Below are 22,033 nucleotides of genomic sequence, written 5' to 3'. Positions count from 1 at the left end.
CGAGAGCGAGGAGGCGGCGGGTTCGGGCGTGAACGAGAGTCCGGGAGCGCCGGTCGTCGAGGAGGCCGTCGCCGCCGCCTTCCGCGAGGAGTGGGGTCAGGTCGTCGCCACCCTGATCCGGGTGACCGGCGACTGGGACCTCGCCGAGGAATGCGCGCAGGACGCCTTCGCGCAGGCCCTGGACCGCTGGCGGCGTGAGGGTGTGCCGCGCCGTCCCGGCGCCTGGCTGACCACGACCGCACGCAACCGCGCCCTGGACGTGCTGCGCCGGGAGGCGGTGGGGGCACAGAAGCTGCGGGAGGTGGCCGTGCTGGCGCGCGACGAGGGGCCGTACGACCCGGAACACGAAGACGACAGCGGAGTCCAGGACGACCGGCTGCGGCTGATCTTCACCTGCTGCCACCCCGCGCTGCCCATCGAGGCCCGGGTGGCGCTGACCCTGCGCACCCTCGCCGGGCTGACCACGCCCGAGATCGCCCGCGCGTTTCTCGTCCCCGAGGCGACCATGGCGCAGCGCCTGGTCCGCGCCAAGCGGAAGATCCGCAACGCGGGCATCCCGTACCGCGTACCGCCCGCGCACCTCCTCCCCGAACGCACGACCGGCGTTCTCGGCGTGCTCTACCTGCTTTTCAACGAGGGGTACGCCGCCACGGCCGGCGCCGAACTGGTGCGCACGAACCTGTGCGCGGAGGCGATCCGGCTCGCCCGCGTGCTGGCCCGCCTGATGCCCGACGAGCCCGAGGCGCTGGGTCTGCTCGCGCTGCTGCTGTTGCACGACGCCCGGCGCGGCACGCGGGTCGACGCGGCGGGCGAGCTGGTGACGCTGGAGGACCAGGACCGTACGGCCTGGGACAGGGCATCGGTCGACGAGGGCGCCGCCCTGCTGGAAACCGCCTTGCGCCGCGGGCGTCCGGGGCCGTACCAGATCCAGGCAGCCATCGCCGCCTGCCACACCACCGCGGCCACCGCCGAGGACACGGACTGGACCGACATCGCGGCCCTGTACGGCGAGTTGGAGCGCTTCGTGCCCTCCGCCGTGGTGCGGCTCAACCGGGCGGTGGCCGTGGGCATGGCCGAGAGCCCGGAGGCAGGACTCGCCCTGGTGGCGGAGCTGGAACGGGAGGGCGAGCTGGAGGGCTATCACTTGCTGCCCGCCACTCGCGCGGACCTGCTGCGCCGGATGGGGCGCACGGCGGAGGCCGCGCAGGCGTATGCCGGCGCGCTGGAGCTGGTGGAGAACGACGCCGAGAGGCGCTTCCTGCGGAAACGGCTCGCGGAGTGTCGATCGGTGTAGGGGCCGTTCGTCGGTGGGGTGTAAGAACCTGAACCCGACACCGGAGGCTCCTGTGACCGCCACCGCCACCGTCCCCGTCCCCGTCCACACATCGTCCGTCACGAAGGCCCTCGCCCGGCTGCTCGGGAGCCGCAGGCAGGCGACGCCGCAGGCGTCCGGCGTCTCGGCCGTGTCCGGCGCCTTGCCCGTGTCCGGCGGCCCGGCCGCGCCGGCTCCGGTCGTGTCACGCCCGGCCGCACCGGTTCCGGACGTACCGGGTCCAGGAGCCCCGGGAGCCGAGCCGGCGCCCGGGGCTCCGGACGTCTGGCTCGCCGGCCTCCGCCTGGGGAGCTGAGCCATGACTGCCACGACCACGCCCACGGCGATGTCCGTCACCACGCCCGACCCCCGCCGCTGGCGCGCCCTCGCCCTGCTCTGCCTGGCCGGATTCATGGTCATCCTGGACTCGCAGATCGTCGTCCTCGCGCTGCCGTCCATCGCGGACGGCCTTGGCTTCTCGGCGGGCGGCGCGCAATGGGTCATGAGCGCCTATCTGCTGAGCTTCGGCGGGTTGCTGCTGCTCGGCGGCCGGGTCGCCGATCTCCTGGGCCGGCGCCGCGTCTTCATGACCGGCACGCTGTTGTTCGGAGTGTCCTCGCTGCTGTGCGGGTTCGCCTGGAGCGCGGGCGTGCTGGTGGCGGCGCGCGCCGTGCAGGGCGTCTCGGCCGCGGTCATGGCGCCCACCGCGCTGTCCCTCCTCCTCAACACCTTCGAGGAGGGTCCCGAACGGAACAAGGCCCTCGCCATCTGGTCCGGCAGCGGCGGCTTCGGCGCCACGGCCGCGTTGCTGATCGGCGGACCGCTCACCGACGTCCTCGGCTGGCAGTGGGTCTTCTTCCTGAACGCGCCGGTCGCGTTGCTCCTGCTCACCCTGAGCCCACGGCTGCTGCGGGAGAGCCGCGCCGAGGCACGCACCCGCTCATACGACCCGGCCGGGGCGCTCACCGTCACCACCGCGCTCGTGGCGTGCGTGTACGCCGTCGTCGAGGCACCCCGCGCCGGGTGGCTGTCCGCGCAGACGATCGGCCTGTTCGCCTTCGCGACCGCGCTGGCACTGCTCTTCGTCCGCGTCGAGGCACGGTCCGCGCAGCCCCTGGTGCCGCTGCGGCTGCTGCGCACGCGGTCGGTGAGCGGGGGCAACATCGTGGTGTTCCTGCTGGGCAGCTGCGCCTTCGGCATGTCGTACACGCTCTCTCAGTACGGGCAGGGCGTGCTGGGCTACTCGCCGTTGCGGTTCGGCCTCTACAACGTCGTGATGCCCGCGACGGCCGTCGTCGGCTCGTACGCGGGCCAGGCCCTGGTCACCCGAATCGGCGCACGCCCGGTCGCGGTCGGCGGTCTCGCACTGGTCGGCGCGGGCAGCCTGCTGCTGGCCGGGGTTCCCGTGGACGGCGGATTCCTCCGCGATCTGTTCCCCGGGCTGCTGATCTTCGGGCCGGGTCTGGGCGCCTGCGCTGTGGCCGGGTCCATCGCGGCGCTGACCGGTGTGGAGGAGCGGGAGTCGGGCGTGGCGTCCGGCATCAACACCGCGGCCTTCCAGATCGGGGGCGCCTTCGGGGTCGCCGTCGTCTCGTCGGTCGCCGTGTCCTACACGAGCGGCCCGGGTCTCGCAGGCCTGACCTCCGGCTATCGGGCCGCGTTCACCGCGTGTGTCGTGCTCGCCGCGGTCGGCCTGGGATGCGCGCTCGCCCTGCTGCGCAGGCCCGAACGACCGGCTCAGGACCGGCTGGTCACTACGAGTCGAGCGCGTTCGTGATCGCCTTCACCCCGCCGTGCGCCGAGTAGCCGCCGTCCACGGTGATCTCGGCGCCGTTCACGTACGACGACTCGTCCGAGAGCAGGTAGACGACGAGCGGAGCCACTTCGTCGACGCGGCCCGGGCGACTCTGAGGTGTCATCGCCAGGCGCGCCCGCACGAAGACCGGGTTGGCGGTCGCCATCAGCGGGGTCTCGATGTAGCCCGGGTGGATCACGTTCGTACGGATGCCGCGGGGCGCCAGCCCCAGGGCGGCCACCTTCGACAGGCCCCGCAGCGCCCACTAGCTCGCCGTGTACGCCACCGCGTGATGGGCGGTGAGACCGGCGAACGAGCCGACGTTCACGATCGAGGCCCCGGGGGCTATGAGCGGTGCGAGGGCCTGGACGCCCAGCATCGGGCCGGTGGTGTTCACGGCGAACGCCCGGTTCCGGTCGGCGAGTTCGACCGAGCCGAGGCGGGCGCGCATGGGGATTCCGGCGTTGTTGACCAGACCGTGCACCTCGGGCAGCGACGCCGCGAGCTCTGCCCAGTCGCCCGGGGACGACACCCAGGCGTGATCCGAAAGACAGGCCCTGGCGACGAGCCTCCGGCGTTGTATGACACACCCCCACATGTGGTGAATACGCGTCCATCTGGCGAGGTTGGAAGGCCAGGGTAGACGCGTCGCCTAACTCGCCGGGTATGAGAAGGCGAAGGTGGAGCGGATCGCGCCGGCTGCCGGGCTGAGCGTGGCTGGCATCGTTGCCCTGCGGCCCCCGACAGCCTCGCCGCAGCTCGGAGTGCCGTACCCCAGCCCGAGCCGGACGCCCCAGCCGCGACCGACGACGGCAGCGCCGAAGCCGTACCCCAACGTGCCGCACAGGCAGGAGCGGTTGCGCCCGCAATGACGGCCGCCCCCCCCGTTACCGTTTTCCTGGCTCCGCAATGGGGCCACCGGCCTTCGGGTCCGGCATGACTTCCCCCCTTGTTGTTCATGATCCGGGGGGTGGTCCTACGTTGTTGATGGGTCGGATGGGCTGCCGTACGGTCCGGAGGATCCAGTGGCCCCGGGTATGGCTTGGGGGTGGTTGCCTTCAATGGTTCCTGTGACACCTGGCCGCCCGGGGCCACACGACGACTCGACCACTGATGAGGAGCTGCGGGCCCACGGGTATCGCTGAGTAGGACCATGCTGGAGGGGTCGTCCGGATGTACGAAGCACCACCTCGAACGACCGGAGGATCCATGGCCTGGAACTGGGCGGGAACCGATATCGGCAAGGCTCACCACCACACCGTTGTCCTGAACAACGATGGCGAGGTACTGCTGTCCCGGAAGGTGATCAACGACGAGCCGGAACTGCTGAACCTCATCAGCGAGGTGCTGGCACTCGGTGAAGATGTGGTGTGGTCCGTCGACGTAGCCGACGGCATGGCTTCCCTGCTGGTCAACCTCCTGCTCAACCATGAACAGACCATTGTCTATCTGCCCGGCCTCGCGGTGAATCGGGCCTCAGCCGGCTACCGCGGCCTGGGCAAGACCGATGCGAAGGACGCCCGCGTCATCGCTGATCAGGCGCGCATGCGCCACGATCTGCACGTCCTCACCCCGGAGAGTGAGCTGACCGCCGAGCTGCGAGTGCTGACCGACCGGCGGGCCGATCTGGTCAAGGAGCGGACGCGGAAGACCAACCGTCTGCACGCGCAGGTGCTGAGCATCTTCCCGGCCCTGGAGCATGCCCTGGAACTGACGAGCATCGGGCCGCTGGTGCTGCTGTCGGGCTACCAGACGCCGGCTGCACTGCGACGTCTCGGCCGCAGGCGGCTGACGACGTGGCTTCGCAACCGCAGGACCCGCAGCGCGGAAGACCTGGCCACCACCGCTGTCGACGCCGCGGAAAGGCAACACACCCGGCTTCCCGGCGAGGCCGCGATCGCCCGCGTGGTCCGGGACCTGGCGCTGGAGTTACTCAGTCTCCACGAGAAGATCCATGAGCTGGACAAACTCATCGAGGCCCGGTTTCGCGAGCACGAGCTCGCACCGGTGATCTCCAGCATGCCTGGCATCGGCCCCCTGCTGGGCGCCGAGTTCCTCGCTGCCACCGGTGGCGACCTGACCCGGTTCCCCAGCGCAGACCGGCTCGCCGCCTTCTCAGGCGTCGCTCCAGTCCCCCGCGACTCCGGCAACGTGAACGGCAACCTGCACCGCCCCCGCCGCTACCATCGCGGCCTCCAGCGCGTCTTCTACCGCTCCGCGATGATCAGCATCCGCACCTGCCCGGAATCTCGAGCCTTCTACGACCGCAAGAGGGCCGAGAAGAAGACACACAAGCACGCCGTCCTCGCGCTCGCCCGGCGTCGCGTCAACGTCCTGGTCGCCATGATCCGTGACCGGCAGAGCTACCAATCCCCAACTCCCGTCCCTGCTACGGCTTGACAACCACATGAGGAGGTGTCACCGGGTCCGAAGGCATCGACGGACCGCTGATGAGGGGCTTGAGCACCGGCTTCACCCGAGCCGGAAGAGCTCTCCGTAACGTGGATGTGGCAGCTCGGTGCCCTGGCAGGCCGGACGAAAGCGTGATGGAGAGGCCTGCACGTGATCGACACCGGCGACATCGACGTCCTCCTCGGCCTGGACGTCGGCAAGGGCGAACACCACGCCACCGCCGTGACACCGGCTGGGAAGAAGGCGTTCGACAAGCGCCTGCCTAACACCGAGCCCAAGCTCCGCGAACTGTTCGTGAAACTCCAGGCCAAGCACGGAACCGTCCTGCTGGTCGTCGATCAGCCGGCCTCGATCGGGGCATTACCTCTGGCAGTGGCTCGGGACATGGGCTGCCCCGTCGCCTACCTGCCCGGCCTGACGATGCGGCGGATCGCCGATCTCTACCCGGGCGAGGCCAAGACCGACGCGAGGGACGCGTTCATCATCGCCGACGCGGCCCGCGCGATGCCGCACACGCTTCGGGCGATCGACGGTGAGGACGAGACGATCGCCGAGCTGGAGATGATCGTCGGCTTCGACGACGACCTGGCCGGCGAGGCCACCCGGGTCGCCAACCGGCTCCACGGCCTGCTCACCCAGATCCACCCGTCGCTAGAACGGGTCCTGGGGCCGCGGATGCAGCACCCGGCGGTCCTCACACTGCTGGAACGGTTCGGGTCACCGGCTCAGATCCGCAAAGCAGGCAGGCGTCGGCTGGTCACCTTGCTGCGGCCGAAGGCACCGCGGATGGCCGAGCGGCTGGTCGAGGAGATCTTCGCCGCCCTGGACGAGCAGTCTGTGGCGGTCCCAGGCACGGATGCGGCCGCTCTGATCGTCCCGAGCCTGGCCACCTCGCTGGCCGCCGTCCTTGACCAGCGCAAGCTGCTGGCCGGCCGGATCGAGGAACTGCTGGAGGCTCACCCTCTTTCGAAAGTCCTGACGTCGATGCCAGGAGTCGGCGTCAGGACCGGAGCCCGCATCCTGATCGAGGTCGGCGACGGCAGCACCTTTCCGACCGCCGGCCACCTCGCCGCCTACGCCGGTCTCGCCCCGGCGACCCGAAGTTCCGGGTCCTCGATCCGAGGCGAACAACCTTCCCGGAGAGGAAACAAGCAGCTCAAACGGGCCTTCTTCCTCTCCGCGTTCGCCGCCCTGAGCGACCCGGCCTCGCGGGCCTACTACGACAAGAAGATCGCCCAGGGAAAGCATCACACCCAGGCCTTGCTCTGCCTCGCGCGACGACGGGCCGACGTCCTCTTCGCGATGCTCCGCGACGGCACCTTCTACGAAGCACGCCCAGCGGCAACAGTCAGCTGACCTGCGGCTCCGCCAACAGCACCACCTGTTCGGACTCGACATCAAACCCAAGCACCGGATGGCTTCGCTCCCAGTCGCCCTCGGGCGTCATCACCACCGGCTTGCCCAGTCGACGCCCGATCGCACGAAGAAACCCACACAGCACGTCCAACCGCTCCTGCCCCTGCAACTCCCGCAGGTCCACGTCGAATCCGATTTCGTCAGCTGATTCCAACCGGAAGATCGCCAACACATCCGGCACCGGCCAGACCCGCAGATCCGCGCACTCGGCATCAGCGGGCCGCGACAACACCTCTTCAGCACGCGGCAGCGGCATGACCACACCGCCCTCGGAGTACTCACTCCGCCAGCCACTCGCCCCGATCAGATCGAGGACCGCCTGCCAGTCCTCAACCACAGTCCCCGCGATCCACACGTCCGGAAGACACCCCTCCCACTCAAGGTCGAAGAAGCCCTTCACGTCATTCCACGGCAGCTCAGACACCAAGCAATGCTGACCTCACCGGCAACACAACGCACCCCGATTTCCTTGACCGAACCCATAGGGGCACCCCCCCGCGACCCGCCGCTCCCTCGATCCTGGCCGATACTGACTTCGGCTCGTCAGGGTGAATTTCCTTGAAGTCCCTGATGGGCTTGGAGGGGTGGCTGTATCTCGTGGTGTGTGAGGTATGGGGATGGGGGCGGGCTGTCTGCTGCGGGACGACGGCGCCGGGAGACGGTACGGATGCAGGCGGCCGAGCTGTTCGAGCAGGAGATCAAGCCGGTGGAGGTGGCACGGCGGCTGCGGGTGAGCCGGAAGTCGGCTTACCAGTGGTACCAGCTGTGGCGGGACGGCGGTGTGCAGGCACTGGCCTCCCGTGGCCCGAGCGGATCGCGATGTCGTCTGTCCCCACGTTGCCTGGAGAAGCTGGCCGAGTATCTGGAGCAGGGCCCGGCCGCGCACGGCTGGGTGGAGGACCAGGTGTGGACGGCGGCGAGGGTGGCCACGCTGATCGGCAGGAAGTTCCACATTGCCTACAGCGTCTCCGGGGCGACGAGGCTGATGCACCGGCTCGGCTTCAGCCCGCAGGTGCCCGCGCGGCGGGTGGCCGAGCGCGACGAGACGGCTGTGACCGCGTGGAAGGAGGCGACCTGGGCTGAGGTAAAAGAGCCCGGGCGGCCTGCGGAGGCTACGTCTGCTTCGAGGACGAGGCGGGCTTCACCCGGCGGCCGCCCAAAGGACGCACTTGGGGCCGGCGTGGCCGCACCCCGGTTGTGACGGTCAGCGGGAGACGCTCGGGTCGCCTGTCGGTGGCTGGGTTGATCGCGATGCGGCCCGGTTCCCGGACACGGTTGTGCCACCGTCTGCGCACCCACCCCGCGGGCAAAGGCAAGCGCCGCAGCATGCGCGAGCGGGACTTCATCGCGCTGGTCGACGGTGTCCATCAGCTCGTCAAGGCGCCGATCGTGCTGGTGTGGGACCGGCTCAACACACATGTCTCCCACACCATGCGTGAGTTGGTCGCCGAGCGTGAGTGGCTGACGGTGTTCCTGCTGCCCGCGTACTCACCCGACCTCAATCCCGTCGAGGGCCTGTGGGCGCACGTCAAACGCAGCCTGTCCAATCTCGCCGTCGTCGCCCTCGATCGCCTGGAAACGCTCGTCCGCAACCGGCTCAAACGCCTCCAGTACCAGCCTGACACCCTCGACGGCTTCATAGCGGGCACCGGCCTGACCCTTGACGGCCCGACATCGCCTTGACGAGTCGGCAACTCGTGCGAGGGGTGGAGCGGCAGAGGTGGAGGACCGTCTGGTCCTTCCGGCTCGCCTGACGCGGCGGCGCGACTTACGCGCCTGTTTCGGGCGCGCGGAGACGCGCCCGCCTGGTTGCGATGCTGGTGGCGCTTACCCGAGCTGTCACGAGGGGAACCGCTCTGGGTGGAAGTCCGCCAGCATCTCGTCTCTCTTCCCGCTGAGGATCTCCGAAGCGAGGAGCCGGCCGATGACCGGCCCGAGCGTGATGCCGCTGTGGGAAACGGCCTCGTAGTAGCCCGGCACGGACGGTACCGCTCCCACCGAGGGGAATCCGTCGGCGGGGATGGGCCGGTGGGCTACCCGTGTCTGTGCGATGCGGGAGTTACCGAGTTCGGGAACGACCTGCTGCGCCGATTCATGGAGCTGCCGCGCGAGTTGCGCTGGATCTTCGCCGGTGTCGATGAGTGCGTCGATCTCGCGGCTGTGGAGGACCACCGAAGCGTCCCCGTCGGGACGGATCTCGATGTGAGGCGCGTGCATGGGCCGGCGAACAAGGACCTGAGCACACCCGATCCGGGTGACGACGCCGGGTTCCTGGCGCATCGGCAGGTGCCGTGCGAGGAGCCCGGCGACGTGGGAGGCGCTGGGGCCCGCTGCGTTCACGACGATGTCGACGTCGAGACGGCTTCCATCAGATAGAGCAACTGTCCGGATGCTCCCGTCGCCACCGGTGCCGATGTCACAGACCGCGGTGCCGGACCGGAGCTCGGCGCCGGATGCAACAGCCTGGCCGACCAGGCGGCCGACGAGATGACGTCCGTGCACCCAGGCTTCGTCGGGGTAGAACACGACTGGAACGTCGCCGGGCATCGTGAGATCAGGTTCGAGGCGTCGGCGCACCTCGGCCCCGGTGCACACCTCGACCTGGTAGTCCCAGCTAGTCAGCAGTTCGGCTGTCTCCAGGAGCTTCGCCTGCGCTGCGGGTTCGTCTGCCCAGCGCAGGTGGCCGCTGGGATACCACCATGAGTCCGGCCCGATGGTCCCGGCAAGCTCACGGTGGGCTGCCATGCCCGCGACGTTCAGGTCGAAGTAGGACTTGCGAGCGGTCTTGTTGCTGGCGTTGACCCACGAGAAAGACCAGTTGGTGACGCCTTCGCCCGGCTGGGCCGCGTCGATGAAGACCACCTTGGCGCCCTGCCGGGACAGGTTCCAGCCCACGCTGGCTCCGAGGATGCCCACTCCGATGACAGCAACACGTTCAGGCCGCTTCACGGACCCGATCCCCACGAAAGCCTCCCCAGATCATGGGCGAACTCCCGCTTCTAGTATGCAAGCACCGGTCACCGCTTGCTGATGTCCCATGTGGCTCCAGGTGATCAAGGGGAAGCCTCAGTACGCCCTCATCCCCATACCTCACACACCACGGGATACGGCCCCCCTCTGGGCCCATCAGGGAGTTCAAGGAAGTTCACCCTGACGAGCTGAAGTCAGTAACTCCGCAGGCCCGGCCCCTGCAGAGCCCGCGGCCCTGGACGCACCGCGTGCACCCTGCCGTCGATTCCCCAAGGGCCCGCGAGGGACGGTTGGTTCACGCATACGCCGAAACTGGTCTCCTAGCACCCGAACTTCACTCAGCAAGTCCGCTCCATGGTCTTCCTGGACACGGACACGGGTGTGCTGGTAGACCGCAACCAGACCCACCGCCTCGACCTGGCCGACGCGTCGGTCGCCGCGATCCTGACCGCCGTCCGGGACGCGTTCGTCCTGCTGTGGCAGGCCCTGCGCCGCCACTGGAACGACGCGGTCATCATGGGCTTCCCGTCCCAGACCGGACGCGACCTGTGGACCCGCACCATCCCCCAACGCGGCCAGCACGCCGAGGGCTTTCCCGTCCTGTCCGAGGAACTGCGCGGCCTGTTTCACGCCACCGCAGGCCAGGGCCGCAACGAACTCATCCTCCCGCCCCGCGTGCCCGAGCAGTTGCCTCAACTTGTCGAGTACGACCGCACCTTCGCCTACGCCAAGCACACCTGGATATCCCCGGTCGGCACCCCCCGCCGCATCACCGCCGCCACCTTCGCCGCCTGGTCCGAGAAGGAACAGACCCGGGCCCTGTACGGCTGCGGCCACTGGCAGGTCCGAGTCACCGTCCCCGACACCTGGAACCACGTCGGCATCCTGCCCGCCCCGGCCCCCGGCGAACGGGCCTGACACTACCCGGCCGCCCCCGGCACCACGTTCACCACCTGGGCCGGGGGCGGCCCCGAAATCCACACCGCCCTGACCAACCCCATCGGGCCGTGGAAGATCGAAATCCTCGACGGCATCCTGTGGGACGACGGCAAACCCCTCGACGACTGGGCCAAGAAACTCAAAGACACCTGGGCCAACCTCTCCGCCCAAGCCCACTTCCAGGGCGACGCCCAACAAGCCCGCGCCGCCCACCTCGCCTCCCGCGCCGTACGCTCCATCCTCCTCTACGGCATCGGCTCCTTCGCCCAGCGCCCCGCATGGTCACCGGCACCACCCCTCGCACCGCCGAACGCGACATCCCGCCGGACGCCGAAATCATCGCCTTCGACGACGCATTGATCACCTGGCAGCGCCCCACCGGCTTCAGCCGCGACCCCAACGCCCACCCCGAATGGGCCGCCGCGATCTGGTCCGGCGCCCGCGCCGCCCTGCTCACCCAACGCCACCGCGACGACAACACCTACGCAGGCGCCCTGCACACCCCACCCGGCACCGTTGTCGCCTTCCGCACCGACGCCCTCTACCTCACCGCACCTCAGAACTGGCCCCACCACCGAGGAAGCACTCCTCACCCTGCGAGACGCCGGACGCGCCGCCCTCACCCAGACCGGGGGAGCCTGATGCCACCCCGCCCCCGCCCCCGCCGCAACCGCCCAGCCAGGCAGAGCGAGTTGAACGAGGCCGCGCAACTGGCCGACTAGCTCCAGGTAGCCGGCTACTCCAAGCGGGACATCGCCCGCATCATCAACCGCGACCCCACCCTGGTCTCCCAGTTCTACACAAAGAACAAAGGCGCCGCCTTCGTCTCCGCCCTGCGCCAAGTCCTGGCCGCCGTCCAGACCGGCGGCATCACCGACCTGCCCGAACTCGCCGCCATCGCAAGCCAGCACACCACCCGCCGCACCACGGCCAGCGGCGCGAATGCCCGGGTACGCAGCAAAGCAGTCCTGATCACGCCCACCGGCTCAGGCACCGGCCGCGTCGGCGCCCAGGCCATCGCCTCCGGCTCCTCCCGGCTACGCCCCCTCATCGCCGAAGCCGCCCGCCGTGGCCTGCGCCTGGCCTTCACCGTCCGCCTCGCCAAAACCGGCTACCTGCACCCCTCCGGCAGCCGAACCGACTCACCGGGCATCCGCCGCGACGTCATCCAGCGCGCCGACCACACCGAAGAACGCTCCTACGGCTCCTCCGCCACCGGTGGCCACGACGCAGCAGACTTCGCCCGCCGCGTCGACGCGGCAGGCGGAGATGTCACCGCCGCCGTGCACCAATGGCTCGTGGAGACCGGACGCATCCGCCCCGACGCCCACATCCTTCACCTGGAAGTGCGCACCTGGCGCCCACGCTGAGCCTGCCGGCATTCGGGCGGACGGTTCGACCTGGGCCAACATAACCCGGCGCTTCAGCTCGCTCCTCGACCAGCCAGAGCTCCACCGCATCCGTTTCCCTGACCCGCGCTACCCGATGACAACCTGCTCCGTGAACGAGGCATCGACCTCGTTGTAATCAAAGAAATCGTCGGTCGGCCTACATCGGTGTCGCCAGCGGCGTCTATGGACACCCCCGGCTCCCCAACGCCGAGCCATCGATACCCCTCAACGACGAACTTAGTCCGACGGACGGCCCCGCTCACGCCCGGGGTCGGCCGCCCGCCGACACCCAGGACGGGCGTCGGCTACTCGCCCGGCGGTGGGTCGGTCGGCGATGTTCGGCCGGTTCAGACGGGTGGGCGCCGCCTTGAACCTCGTAGAGAAAATCTGAACGCACACCCCCGGACCGCTGTGTGCAACTTCGCTTGATGCTTGACGCGTTGACGTCACTTGATGCTTGACGGTTCCGTCCTCGGTTTGCTGTCTGCGACTGCTGTCGCAGAGGGGGCCGAGGCCGGTGTTAGTGGAGCTGAGCGTGGTCGAGCAGCGCTATCACGCGGTCATGGAGGTGCTGGGTGCCGGCGCGTCCAAGACGGAGGTCGCGGCCCGGTATGGGGTCTCGCGGCAGTCGGTGCACTCCTGGGTGCGCCGCTATGAACAAGGTGGTCTGGCCGCTTTGGCGGACCGGTCGCATCGCCCCAGGTCACATCCGTGGCAGATGCCTCCTGCGGTGGAGGCGGCCGTGTTGGAACTGCGACGGCTGCATCCCAGATGGGGTCAGCGCCGGTTGCGGCATGAGCTTGGGCGGCGGGGTGTTGAGCCGGTGCCGTCGGAGGCATCGGTGTATCGGATCCTGGTGCGCCACGAGTTGATCGTGCCGGTGGCCCGGCGAAGACGTCGGGAGGATTACCGCCGGTGGGAGCGTCCGGGGCCGATGCAGTTGTGGCAGCTGGATGTGATGGGCGGGATCTATCTGGCCGACGGCCGAGAGGTGAAGCTGGTGACCGGGGTGGACGACCACTCCCGGTTCTGTGTGATCGCTTCAGTGGTGGAGCGGGCGACCGGGCGGGCGGTGTGTGCGGCCTTCGTCGCCGCGCTGAGGGCCTTCGGTTGTCCGGAGGAGGTGCTGACCGACAACGGCAAGCAGTTCACCGGCCGGTTCGGCACTCCGGGCCCGTCGACGGAGGTGCTGTTCGATCGGATCTGTCGGATGAACGGCGTCAAGCATCGGCTGACCAAGCCGCGTTCACCGACGACCACGGGGAAGATCGAGCGGTTCCATCAGTCGCTGCGTCGTGAACTTCTCGACGATCACGGGGCGTTCACCGATCGGGGGGCGGCGCAGGCGGTCATCGACGGCTGGCGCGAGGACTACAACACCGTCCGTCCGCATCAGTCGCTGGACATGGCCACCCCCGTGAGCCGGTTCAGTCCGGCTGCGGCCGATGGGCTTGAGCTGAGGCTTCCGGCTCACTCGGCACTTCACCGCCCTGCTCCACCGGGCCAGGCTCCGCCGCATCCGATTCCACGATCTCCGGCACTCGGCGGCCACCCTCCTCCTGGAACAGGGCGTCGAACTCGTCGTCATCAAGGAACTCCTCGGCCACGCCCACATCGGCGTCACCGCCACCGTCTACGCCCACGTCCGACTCCGCCTCCAGCGCGACGCCATCGACCTTCTTGGCAGCGCCCTCCGCAACCCCTCCAAGATCACCGGCGAGCCCGACGACGGCGACGAACCAACCCTGTGCGCCGCGCCCGTCCGCTGACGTTGCCGTCAACTACTGCCGTCAGGCACGTCAGAAGCCCCACCGAAGGTCCTCTTCGGTGGGGCTTCTCCTTGCGGCGAGCGAGGCCCTGCACGTGAAAGGTACTCACGCGCAGAATGAACTGTACCGCAGTTACTCGACCCGCTTGAGGGACATTTCATGGTCGCCATTAGCAACCATTTCTCGCACTGCTGCGAACATTTCACGGACCCCCGGACGGCGAGTCAACACCAAATCTGGGCAGGTGAAATACGATCCGTTCAGGCATTCACCAGTCGCCTGCCATCTATCCAGAATTCGGCCCAGCTCTAGGTACGTCAAGAAGGTCACAGACCATCTTCCTTCACCAGGGAGCAGGATCCAACCATCGGCGTTCTCGACCTCGTCTGGCGCATCCTCGCCCAGCTCCACCTGGAGGGTCAGGCCCTCTTCGCTGATCTCGTACATACCTAGTTTCCGTACATATCCGTGAGGCGACTGATGACCTTGGACTCGTTCGACTTATCGGCCTTACCGACGATCTGCATACCATCGTCAGTATTCCGGAAGAAGACGCGACCGCCATTGCGGCCTCGCAGGTACGAAATGTCCGTGCCAGCAAGGGACTTATTCCCGAGACCGGGGTTCGTGTTACCGCCCCGGAACTGCATGACCAGATCGTCCATTTCCTTCTGGATTCGCTGATTCTTTCCGGCCGCTTCCGCCGCCTTCACGAGATACGGGTCGTCGTGAATAGCAGAGGTTACTCCACAAAGCCCGTTCGAGTTGTGGACAAGAACCGGCGTGGCCCCAGCGAGTACATAGTACGTGTGGAGGCCGTCGACGGTGAGGTTGTACGTGCGTGCGTGCTTTGTGAAGGGGCGGTTGCCGGTGATGATGACGGTGTGGCCGTCGTCGGTGCGCAGGGTCATGCCGGGTTTGAGGCTGCCTGCTGGTATCCAGTCGTGTTGGGAGGGGGACCAGAAGGGGTGTTCGTGTGTGGCGGTGAGTTTCTTGATGCCGTCTTTTGTGGCGACGGACAGTTCGTTGAAGTACTTGTCGCCTTCGGTCCTGATGAGGCGTGTGACCTTCCGGGGACCGGTCTTACCGGTCTCGGGGTCGGTGGCAAAGACCTTGTCGCCGAGTTTGATGTCTTCGATGTTCTTGGTGGAGCCGTCGGCCATGAGGACGTCGGTGCCGGCGAGGAAGCACTTGCAGCCGATTTTCTGCCCCGAGACGCTTCGTCCACCTCGGTGCTGGCCGGTGTATGAAGAGACGCTGTTGCTGTTCCCGAGCGTTGCGCTACTCGCCATCGCTTCCATGATGACGGCGGGATTCATCCAGTATTTGCCGCCGTGGCAGCTGGCGGGGCAGGCGCGTGCCTTGGCGACAAAGCGGGCCTGGGCCCCGACGTCGATGTTGTGGATGTCCCTGCTTGGGGCGTCGCAGTAGTAGCCGCGGGCGGAGCTGGCGCAGTCCTCCTCCATCTGGCTGCGGACGTCTGCCGCGATGGATTCGCTCTGCGGGTGGTTGGCGGGCAGATAGATGCCGGGGTAGATGATGAGGTACCACTCGTTGTCTCTGCGTACGAGTTGGTTGGAGTCGCCGTGAGCTGCGGCGGGGAGGTCTCCGGTGTATCCGGCTCCGCTGTAGTGGTCGCCTCCGACTCCGCCTGCGTGCTTGGGGGCGGTGGTCACGTACTCCTTGTCGCCGCCGTTGGAGCCGGTGCCGCCGATCGGGTAGCCGATGCCGCAGGCGTCCGCCATGCACAGGCCGGAGGGGTCGGAGTGTGAGACCGGGCTGTTGTTGGAGTAGGTGTAACCGTTCATCTGCAGCGGGTCTGCGAGGTCGATTACCGGGTCGGCGGACAGGAACCGGCCGGAGTTCTGGTCGTACTCGCGGGCTCCGAGGTGGGTCAGGCCGGTGGTGGCGTCGTCGATGCCCACGCCGAGATAGCTGCGCTTGTTGGGCCAGCTGGCCGGCTTGGCTCCGCGTATCTCGCCATACGGCTTGAAGGCCCGGCGGGTGACCGGCTGACCGGTGGACAGGTCGACGGATGTGTTCGCCGTGCCGACGTGGTCGGCGATCAGGACGCTGAGTTTGTGGCCTGTTGTCGCGCCGTTGGTGGTGGTGCGGACGACGGTGGGCGCGCCCGCCTGGCCGTAGGACCGCGAGGCTCGGGTGATCGTGCCGGTGGCGTTTGTGGTCAGTTCCGTCTCGCCCAGGTACAGGGTCGAGCCGGAGGCCGAGTTTTCCAGGATGCGGTTGCCGTCGGCGTCGTAGACGTACGTCGTCTTCTTGCCGTCGTCGGTGATCGAGTCGAGCTTGTCCTCGGACGTCCAGACGAGGTTCTGGGTGGTGTTGGACAGGTCGCGGACGGTGGTGTTGCCGCTGTCGTCGTAGGTGTAGGCGCTGCCCTTGCCGGAGGGACTGGAACTGATCGAGGTGGCAGTGTGCGGCTGTTTCGTGTACGACGGGGTCGTTCCGTTGCCGACGACGGTCTTGCCGTACCGGTAGGTGAAGGTGACGTTCTTCGTCGGATCAGCCGTGTCGTGCTCGGTCGCCGTGGCCCGGTTACCGAGCCAGTCGAAGGTGAACGACTGGCGGTAGGCCGTTGCCCCCGTCGAGACGGTCCCCGCGTCGGGCGCCGCGGCCGCAAGCGTCGACGTCAGCGAGGCGTTCGGGCTCGTCACGTCGGCCGCTTCGTCCGAGGCCTCGGCCACAGGACCTGACGAGGTCGCATATGAGGTGCGGTGACCCCATGTGGTGCCGTTCGCGGCCTTGCAGCCCGTGCCGTTTCCGTCAGGCGTGGTCTTCGACGTCCAGGCGTGCACCAGCTCGCCCATCGCGTCGTAGGTGAAGCACTGGTTGTCCCAGGTGCCGTCTGCCGGGTCGCCGAGCTGATGCGCGTTGGAGGTGATCGTGCCGGAGGTGTCGTAGGAGTAGTAGCTGTCGGTGATGCGGTGCGGGCCGGACGTCTCGCGGTCCGCCACCGTGCGCTGGAGCCGGCCGGTGTGCGGGTCGACGAAGTTGGTCGTCCAGACGCGGTTGGGCTGCGAGCCGGAGACCGTGCGCAGCGGCTCACCGTAGGGCGAGTAGGTGGCGTCAGCTGTGTACCAGGCCTGGCCGGAGGTCGACTCCGGCAGGCCGTCCCCGTTGTAGCGGGTGACAACCTTCTCGCTCGCCAGGCCGCCCGCGGCAGGCAGTGTGACCGACTGCTGCGCGCCCGTGGGCGTGTAGGTGTAGGTGTAGGAATAGGTGCCGGCCACGCCGGTGGTCATGGAGTTGGCCGGGATGACCGTCTCACTGCCGGTGGCGCGGTACTCGGTGTCGTAGCCGGTGACGCGGTTGATGTAGTCGCCGTTCGCGGTGTGCCGGATCGACGCCACCGGCTGCCCGACCGCGCCCGGCAGGGTGTCGTAGGTGTACTCCTTGACGGGGGTCGCGGTCGCGGAGCCCTGTCTCACCTTGAGGACGCGTCCCAGATCGTCGTACTCGGTGAAGGTCTCCTGCTGGCGCGCGTTCCTGACACGGTTGGGGCGGTCGGCGTCGTCGTACCAGGTGTCCGTGGTGCCGGTGTCGGGGTCGGTCGTGGACGTCACGCGGCTGCGGGCGTCGTACGTGTACGACCAGACGTTGCCCGCCGGGTCGGTGACCTTGGTCCGGTAGCCCCTCGCGTCGTACTCGTACGTCGTGGTGCGACCGGCACTGGCGGCGGAATCCGTCGTGGTGTAGTGCTTGACGGAGGTGACCCGTCCGAGGGCGTCGAACGACGTCAGTGTTGTCGGTGTCGTGGACCCCGGCGGGTTCACCCAGGTGCTGGTGTCGTTGTAGTCGGTGTACGTCGCGTACTTGTAGTCGCCGTCGTGGTAGACCGACGCGCGGACCTCGCGCTCCAGCCCGTCGTAGCGGTGCTTGGTCCAACTGGGGATCAGCGACTTCGACTTGGGGGCGAACAGCTCTGTGCTCGGCTCACCCTTGGCGAGGTAGCCGCTGGTCTCCTGGTCGACCAGGCCGTGGTCGTTGTACGTGGTGTCCGTGATGACCCGGCCGGGGCCGTGGGCCTCGGACTGGGTCTGGACCGGACGCGTCAGACCGTCGTACAGGGTGACCTGGCGGGCGTATGAGCCGTCGTCCTTGAGCGTCTTCACGGTCACCGCGGCCGGACGGTTCTCCTTGGGTGTGGCGATCGCCGTCTGGTAGGCGATTTCGACGTTCGGCGACTTGCCGCCCGAGGAGCGCGACGCGGAGAAGCCCTTCACCAGGCGGCCCAGGGCGTCGTACTCGCTGCGTGTCACGCGGCTGTTGGGGTCGGTGACGGTCTGGGGCAGGTCACGGCCGGGGTCGTAGGTGGTGGTGGTCGCCTGCCCTTTGGCATTGATGGTCTTCACCGATGTGACCGGGCCGCCTGAGTCGCCGGGGGTGTACTGCTTCTCGGTGGTTCCAAGGCCCGGCGCCGTTACCGTGCGTACCCGGCCCAGCGGGTCGTACGTTGTGGTCATTGCGGCGGCGTAGCCGGTGCCGGCACCGTTGTTCTGGGCTGTTGAGGTGACCAGGCCCTTGGTCGGGGTCGCACCGTAGGCGAGTTTGTCGTAGGTGGTCTGCTGTGCACCCTGAAGCTTGGTGGCGGGGTCCGCCGCGTCGTAGCCGGCGCACGATGTAGCCATGGTGCGCTGTTCCTTGGGCAGGCCGATCAGCCAGGCCGTGGTGTTGTGCACGTACGACGTCTTGGTGCAGGACTGGTCGGAGAGGGTCTCGCCGGTTCCGTTGGGCTTGACGACGGCTGTCTCCACCTCGATGGGCAGCCCGTACGTGTCATCGACGTTGGTGAGCGTGCGCACGGCGCGCCAGCTCGTGTCGACCTGCTGGATCTGGTCGCTCCTCTTGACACCCACACGGTGGGCCAGAAGCGGTTCCCCCGCGGTGCCGTCTTCGTTCTCGCGGGAGCGGGAGGCGGTCTGCTTGGACCAGGGGAAAGTGAGGCCCTGCTTGAGCATCTTGCCGTCGGAGTCGCGGTAGGTGATGCTCTCCGCGGTCATGCCGGCGTACTGCGGCGCGTCGTCTGCGAGCAGCGTGTAGGTGTCGGTGGAGTCCTTGACAGCGCCGCCTGCGCCCTGGAAGTAGCGGGTCACGGAGTACGACTGGGACTGCGGGACACCTTCCTCGGAACTGGATTTGGTGCCCTTGATGGCTGTGACCTGCCGGTAGCCGTGCCAGTCACTGTAGGTGCGCAGCGCGGGACGCGTGAACTCGTCGTCGCTCTTGGCCCAGGCCGTGTCCTTGTACTTGTACTTGGTGAAGACCGGTTCTCCGTGCGAGGTGACCTTGTCGGTCTCGGTGACGGAGTCGACGACGTACTTGTTGAACCAGGCCTTCGCCGGGGTTTTCTCGTCGCCGTCGGGTGACCAGCGGACCGGGTAGCAGGTGCCGTTGCTCTTGCCTTTGTCCTCGACGGGTTCGGCCGCGCAGCCGCCTGTGTACTCGATCTCGATGTCCCCGCCGTACTCGGTGGAGACTGTACCGATGCGGGGGCGGGTGAAGCCGGGGCGCTGGTCGTTCTTGCCGTTGAGTACCAGGTTCGGCAGCTGCCTGTCCTTCAGGCGGGTGCGCAGGGGAGAGTCGGCGCCGACGGTGTAGGGGGCGAAGCTGATGCCGTCCGCGGACTGCAGGGTGCCGGTTGTGTCACCGGGCGCGTATCCGGTGCGGGTGATCGAGTTGAGCCATAGGCCGGGTGAGGTGTCGTACCAGTCCTCGGGGAAGGACTGGTGAAGCGTGTACCGGTCGACGAGGCCCAGACCGGTCTGCCCGGCGCGGGCTGCCTTGCTCGTCACGGTGTCCAGGCGCATCTGCGTCCAGAAGGACGGGAATGGCGCGCACAGTTTGGAGGTGGACTTGCAGTTGAGGTTGCCGGGGGTGTCCCACCAGGGGCGGTAGGCGCCCGGGTCGTCGGTCTTGGCGAAGTTGGCGGCGTCGCAGGCCGTCTCGGACTTCAGGCATCGCTGCTTGGCCCCGAAGTCGACGGTGGCGGACGGCTTGGTGAGGTCCGAGCGCATGCCGTACTCGATGGTGGTCGGGTACGCGTTGCGGTCGTATTGCTCGGGCGACTTGAACTTCTTCTTTACCGCGTAGTAGTTCGTCTCCTGCTTCCAGTTGACGACCATCGCGTTGCCGTGCACGTCAACGACCTTGTCCAGGCCCCAGTACCAGGCCTGCTGTTTGCCGGAGCCACAACGGGAGTCGGCGAAGGCGTCGGCGTGGCAGGGCTCGCTGGGATGGTTACCGAAGACGGGGACGGTGCCAACTGAGTGGGTGTCGGCGTGACCGCCGCCGACGCTGTTCAGGCCGTAGAAGTACTGGGTGCCGTCCGTGGTGGTGACAATCCAGTACTCGCCGTTGTTGTCGTCGTTGCTTCCGCCGACCCGGTGCTCGACCCTGGTTCCGTCGTCCTGCTGGGGGCGGTAAATCTCGGTGTCTTCCTCGGGCTTGCTGCCGGTTGCGGCGTCCCGGACCAGTTCGGTGGTCCTGCCCGCCAGCGACATCACCGCGTTGTACGACACCCAGCACAGGTCGGACGTCTTGTCCTTCTTGGCCGTGTTGTTGGGAATCCCGGCGTCGAGTGCTTTGCGGTCGTCCTTGCAGGTGCGGTAGCGGCGCTCGATGTGCCCGGGGTCGTAGGACCAGCCCTCGCCGATCCACGAGGCCTGCGGCGAGGAGACCGCCGTACGGCCGTCCACGGTCTGTGAGTTGTACTCGAACGAGATCTTCGGCGCCGGCCCCGCAGGCGGGGGCGGCATCATCAGCGGATAGGACCAACTGAACGCGCCCGAGGAGCCTCCGGCCGCCCACTTGCCGTCAGAGGCGAGCGGTGTCGCCTTGAACGAGCCGCCCGCACTGCCACCGGAGTCGACCGCACCGACGACCGCTGCGCCGCCGGCGGCCGCGGGGGTCGCTGAGGCGGATGTCCGGTAGGCCGCCTGTGCCACGCCGGAGCTCTTGGCACCCGATGGCGCCGCAGAAGCCGGAGTCACTGTGTCGTCGGCTGCCGGGTCGACGGTAGCAGTGAGGGACTGCGACGCAGGGTCGTTGACCGTCTCCAGTTCCTCGTACGTCTGGCACGCCTCGTCGTCCGGCGTGTCCAGGTAGCAGTCAGGGAACTGGACGAAGCGCAGGCGTGAGGCCCAGTCGGCGCCGTAGAGGCTCTTGAACTTGGAGTAGTCCAGCTTGACGGAGACCGGGACCGAGCCAGTAGTGGGGGACTGGACCACCAGGACGGAGCCGTCTACCCCCTGGCCGACCGGCGAGGTGCGGTCCGGGATGGTGACCTGCCAGGTACCGCTCGGGGCGGGCTGGTCGGGGGCTTGGCCGAGGCTGACGGGCAGGGTGCCGACGGGCGACAGGGCGGCTGGGCTGGCGGTGGTGGAGGCTGTGCGGGCCGAAGCCGTCGTCGTGGTCGAGCCGAAGGTGACAGAGCCCGTCAGGTTGGAGGGCGGAGTCGTCGTCCCCGTGGGGGCTGTGAGCAGGTCCTGGGGGACCTCGGCCTTCAGCGTGCCGAGGTACCTGCTGAACACCTTGCCGGGCACCGGCAGGTCACGTCCGAGGTCCTCAAGATTCAGCGTCTCGCGTCCCGTCTCCGCCGTCGCCGGATCCGGAGGCAGCGCCAGCGACTGCGCGGGCAGCAGTCCCACCAGCAATGCGGCTGCCGTGACGGGCACGGCTGCGCGCGCGAGGCGGCGCTTACGGACGTGCGGAAGTCCACCGAACACGGCGAGGTCCCCCCGAACCACTTGGAGCGGGACCGGTGAAGGACCACGCATGACGATGTATCAGACAGCGAAGATTCTGTGATCACCCTGTGAGGAAACGCCAGACATGGGGAGGCTGTGTGATGATCATCACGGAACGTAACGCATTGCTACGCAACGAATAGGCCTGAATGCGGGACAACCCTTCACGGGGTGTCGGTCCGCCCTTTGGTGCCCTTTGGTGTGTGCATGAACTTCTCCCGGCATATCGTCAGGCACTTCGGGCTGGTTGGGATGGCATTGCCCCT

General features: G+C 68.0%; 13 protein-coding genes and 3 pseudogenes. 11 read left to right on the top strand and 5 right to left on the bottom strand.

The genetic code is table 11. The annotated features are described in order from the left end of the window. Positions 1-28: 28 nt before the first annotated feature. The 3 genes from ACZ4RZ_RS05745 to ACZ4RZ_RS05735 are packed head-to-tail and all read left to right on the top strand — an operon-like array spanning position 29 to position 3,089. Positions 29-1,294, top strand: a complete 1,266-nt coding sequence (locus ACZ4RZ_RS05745; RefSeq protein ID WP_467743066.1) for an RNA polymerase sigma factor — start codon at positions 29-31, stop codon at positions 1,292-1,294. A gap of 52 nt (positions 1,295-1,346) precedes the next feature. Continuing rightward, the gene (locus tag ACZ4RZ_RS05740) at positions 1,347-1,628 is read left to right on the top strand and encodes a hypothetical protein (RefSeq protein WP_467742363.1); all 282 of its coding nucleotides are present in this window, start codon (positions 1,347-1,349) and stop codon (positions 1,626-1,628) included. A gap of 3 nt (positions 1,629-1,631) precedes the next feature. Beyond that, on the top strand, positions 1,632-3,089 hold the full coding sequence (locus tag ACZ4RZ_RS05735; protein WP_467742361.1) for an MFS transporter: 1,458 nt from the start codon (positions 1,632-1,634) through the stop codon (positions 3,087-3,089). On the opposite strand, the pseudogene ACZ4RZ_RS05730 reads toward ACZ4RZ_RS05735, so the two are convergent. Beyond that, positions 3,067-3,639 (bottom strand): annotated as a pseudogene (locus ACZ4RZ_RS05730) (SDR family NAD(P)-dependent oxidoreductase); the annotation flags it as partial. The gene ACZ4RZ_RS05735 and the pseudogene ACZ4RZ_RS05730 sit on opposite strands and share 23 nt — an antisense overlap. A 677-nt stretch (positions 3,640-4,316) precedes the next feature. On the opposite strand from ACZ4RZ_RS05730, the gene ACZ4RZ_RS05725 reads away from it, so the two are divergent. Together ACZ4RZ_RS05725 and ACZ4RZ_RS05720 are read left to right on the top strand one after the other, a co-directional pair. Beyond that, positions 4,317-5,507, top strand: a complete 1,191-nt coding sequence (locus tag ACZ4RZ_RS05725) for an IS110 family RNA-guided transposase (protein WP_467742360.1) — start codon at positions 4,317-4,319, stop codon at positions 5,505-5,507. A 162-nt stretch (positions 5,508-5,669) separates the two neighbouring features. Beyond that, entirely contained in the window at positions 5,670-6,875 is a 1,206-nt protein-coding gene (locus ACZ4RZ_RS05720) for an IS110 family RNA-guided transposase (protein ID WP_467742359.1), read from the top strand. On the opposite strand, the gene ACZ4RZ_RS05715 is transcribed toward ACZ4RZ_RS05720, so the two are convergent. Then, entirely contained in the window at positions 6,868-7,359 is a 492-nt protein-coding gene (locus tag ACZ4RZ_RS05715; RefSeq protein WP_467742357.1) for a hypothetical protein, read from the bottom strand. The genes ACZ4RZ_RS05720 and ACZ4RZ_RS05715 overlap by 8 nt on opposite strands. 180 nt (positions 7,360-7,539) lie before the next feature. Between ACZ4RZ_RS05715 and ACZ4RZ_RS05710 the strand changes: the two genes are divergently transcribed. Next, a protein-coding gene (locus tag ACZ4RZ_RS05710; protein ID WP_467742355.1) for an IS630 family transposase occupies positions 7,540-8,618 on the top strand; the annotation gives its coding sequence in 2 pieces (ribosomal slippage) (positions 7,540-8,041 and positions 8,041-8,618; 1,080 coding nt in all). Between the two features lie 156 nt (positions 8,619-8,774). On the opposite strand, the gene ACZ4RZ_RS05705 is transcribed toward ACZ4RZ_RS05710, so the two are convergent. Beyond that, positions 8,775-9,884, bottom strand: coding sequence for an NAD(P)/FAD-dependent oxidoreductase (locus ACZ4RZ_RS05705; protein WP_467742353.1), 1,110 nt, complete (start codon positions 9,882-9,884; stop codon positions 8,775-8,777). A 375-nt stretch (positions 9,885-10,259) separates the two neighbouring features. On the opposite strand from ACZ4RZ_RS05705, the gene ACZ4RZ_RS05700 reads away from it, so the two are divergent. From ACZ4RZ_RS05700 to ACZ4RZ_RS05680, 5 genes and pseudogenes are all read left to right on the top strand, one after another. Beyond that, entirely contained in the window at positions 10,260-10,823 is a 564-nt protein-coding gene (locus ACZ4RZ_RS05700; RefSeq protein ID WP_467742351.1) for a hypothetical protein, read from the top strand. Between the two features lie 299 nt (positions 10,824-11,122). Beyond that, entirely contained in the window at positions 11,123-11,566 is a 444-nt protein-coding gene (locus ACZ4RZ_RS05695) for a hypothetical protein (protein WP_467742349.1), read from the top strand. Between the two features lie 30 nt (positions 11,567-11,596). Continuing rightward, complete coding sequence (locus ACZ4RZ_RS05690) at positions 11,597-12,214, top strand: helix-turn-helix domain containing protein (protein WP_467743064.1); 618 nt, start codon at positions 11,597-11,599, stop codon at positions 12,212-12,214. 550 nt (positions 12,215-12,764) lie between these two features. Beyond that, positions 12,765-13,769, top strand: a pseudogene (locus tag ACZ4RZ_RS05685) (IS481 family transposase); the annotation flags it as partial. Further along, positions 13,705-14,004: pseudogene (locus ACZ4RZ_RS05680) on the top strand (tyrosine-type recombinase/integrase); the annotation flags it as partial. The pseudogenes ACZ4RZ_RS05685 and ACZ4RZ_RS05680, both read left to right, overlap by 65 nt. Positions 14,005-14,136: 132 nt before the next feature. On the opposite strand, the gene ACZ4RZ_RS05675 reads toward ACZ4RZ_RS05680, so the two are convergent. Together ACZ4RZ_RS05675 and ACZ4RZ_RS05670 are read right to left on the bottom strand one after the other, a co-directional pair. Further along, on the bottom strand, positions 14,137-14,451 hold the full coding sequence (locus ACZ4RZ_RS05675) for a hypothetical protein (RefSeq protein ID WP_467742347.1): 315 nt from the start codon (positions 14,449-14,451) through the stop codon (positions 14,137-14,139). A 2-nt stretch (positions 14,452-14,453) separates the two neighbouring features. Then, positions 14,454-21,695: a polymorphic toxin-type HINT domain-containing protein gene (locus ACZ4RZ_RS05670; RefSeq protein ID WP_467743063.1), complete on the bottom strand. Its 7,242-nt coding sequence runs from the start codon at positions 21,693-21,695 to the stop codon at positions 14,454-14,456. Between the last annotated feature and the right edge of the window lie 338 nt (positions 21,696-22,033).

It is taken from the genome of Streptomyces sp. NPDC027189 (assembly GCF_055566975.1).
Note: the sequence above shows the minus strand (reverse complement) of the source record. Positions and strands in the feature narration are given on the sequence as shown.

Excerpts from the sequence above, each read along its gene's own strand:
- ACZ4RZ_RS05725 (WP_467742360.1), top strand. The coding sequence starts at position 4,317 with ATGGCCTGGAACTGGGCGGGAACCGATATCGGCAAGGCTCACCACCAC.
- ACZ4RZ_RS05695 (WP_467742349.1), top strand. The coding sequence starts at position 11,123 with ATGGTCACCGGCACCACCCCTCGCACCGCCGAACGCGACATCCCGCCG.
- ACZ4RZ_RS05700 (WP_467742351.1), top strand. The coding sequence starts at position 10,260 with ATGGTCTTCCTGGACACGGACACGGGTGTGCTGGTAGACCGCAACCAG.
- ACZ4RZ_RS05735 (WP_467742361.1), top strand. The coding sequence starts at position 1,632 with ATGACTGCCACGACCACGCCCACGGCGATGTCCGTCACCACGCCCGAC.
- ACZ4RZ_RS05675 (WP_467742347.1), bottom strand. The coding sequence starts at position 14,451 with ATGTACGAGATCAGCGAAGAGGGCCTGACCCTCCAGGTGGAGCTGGGC.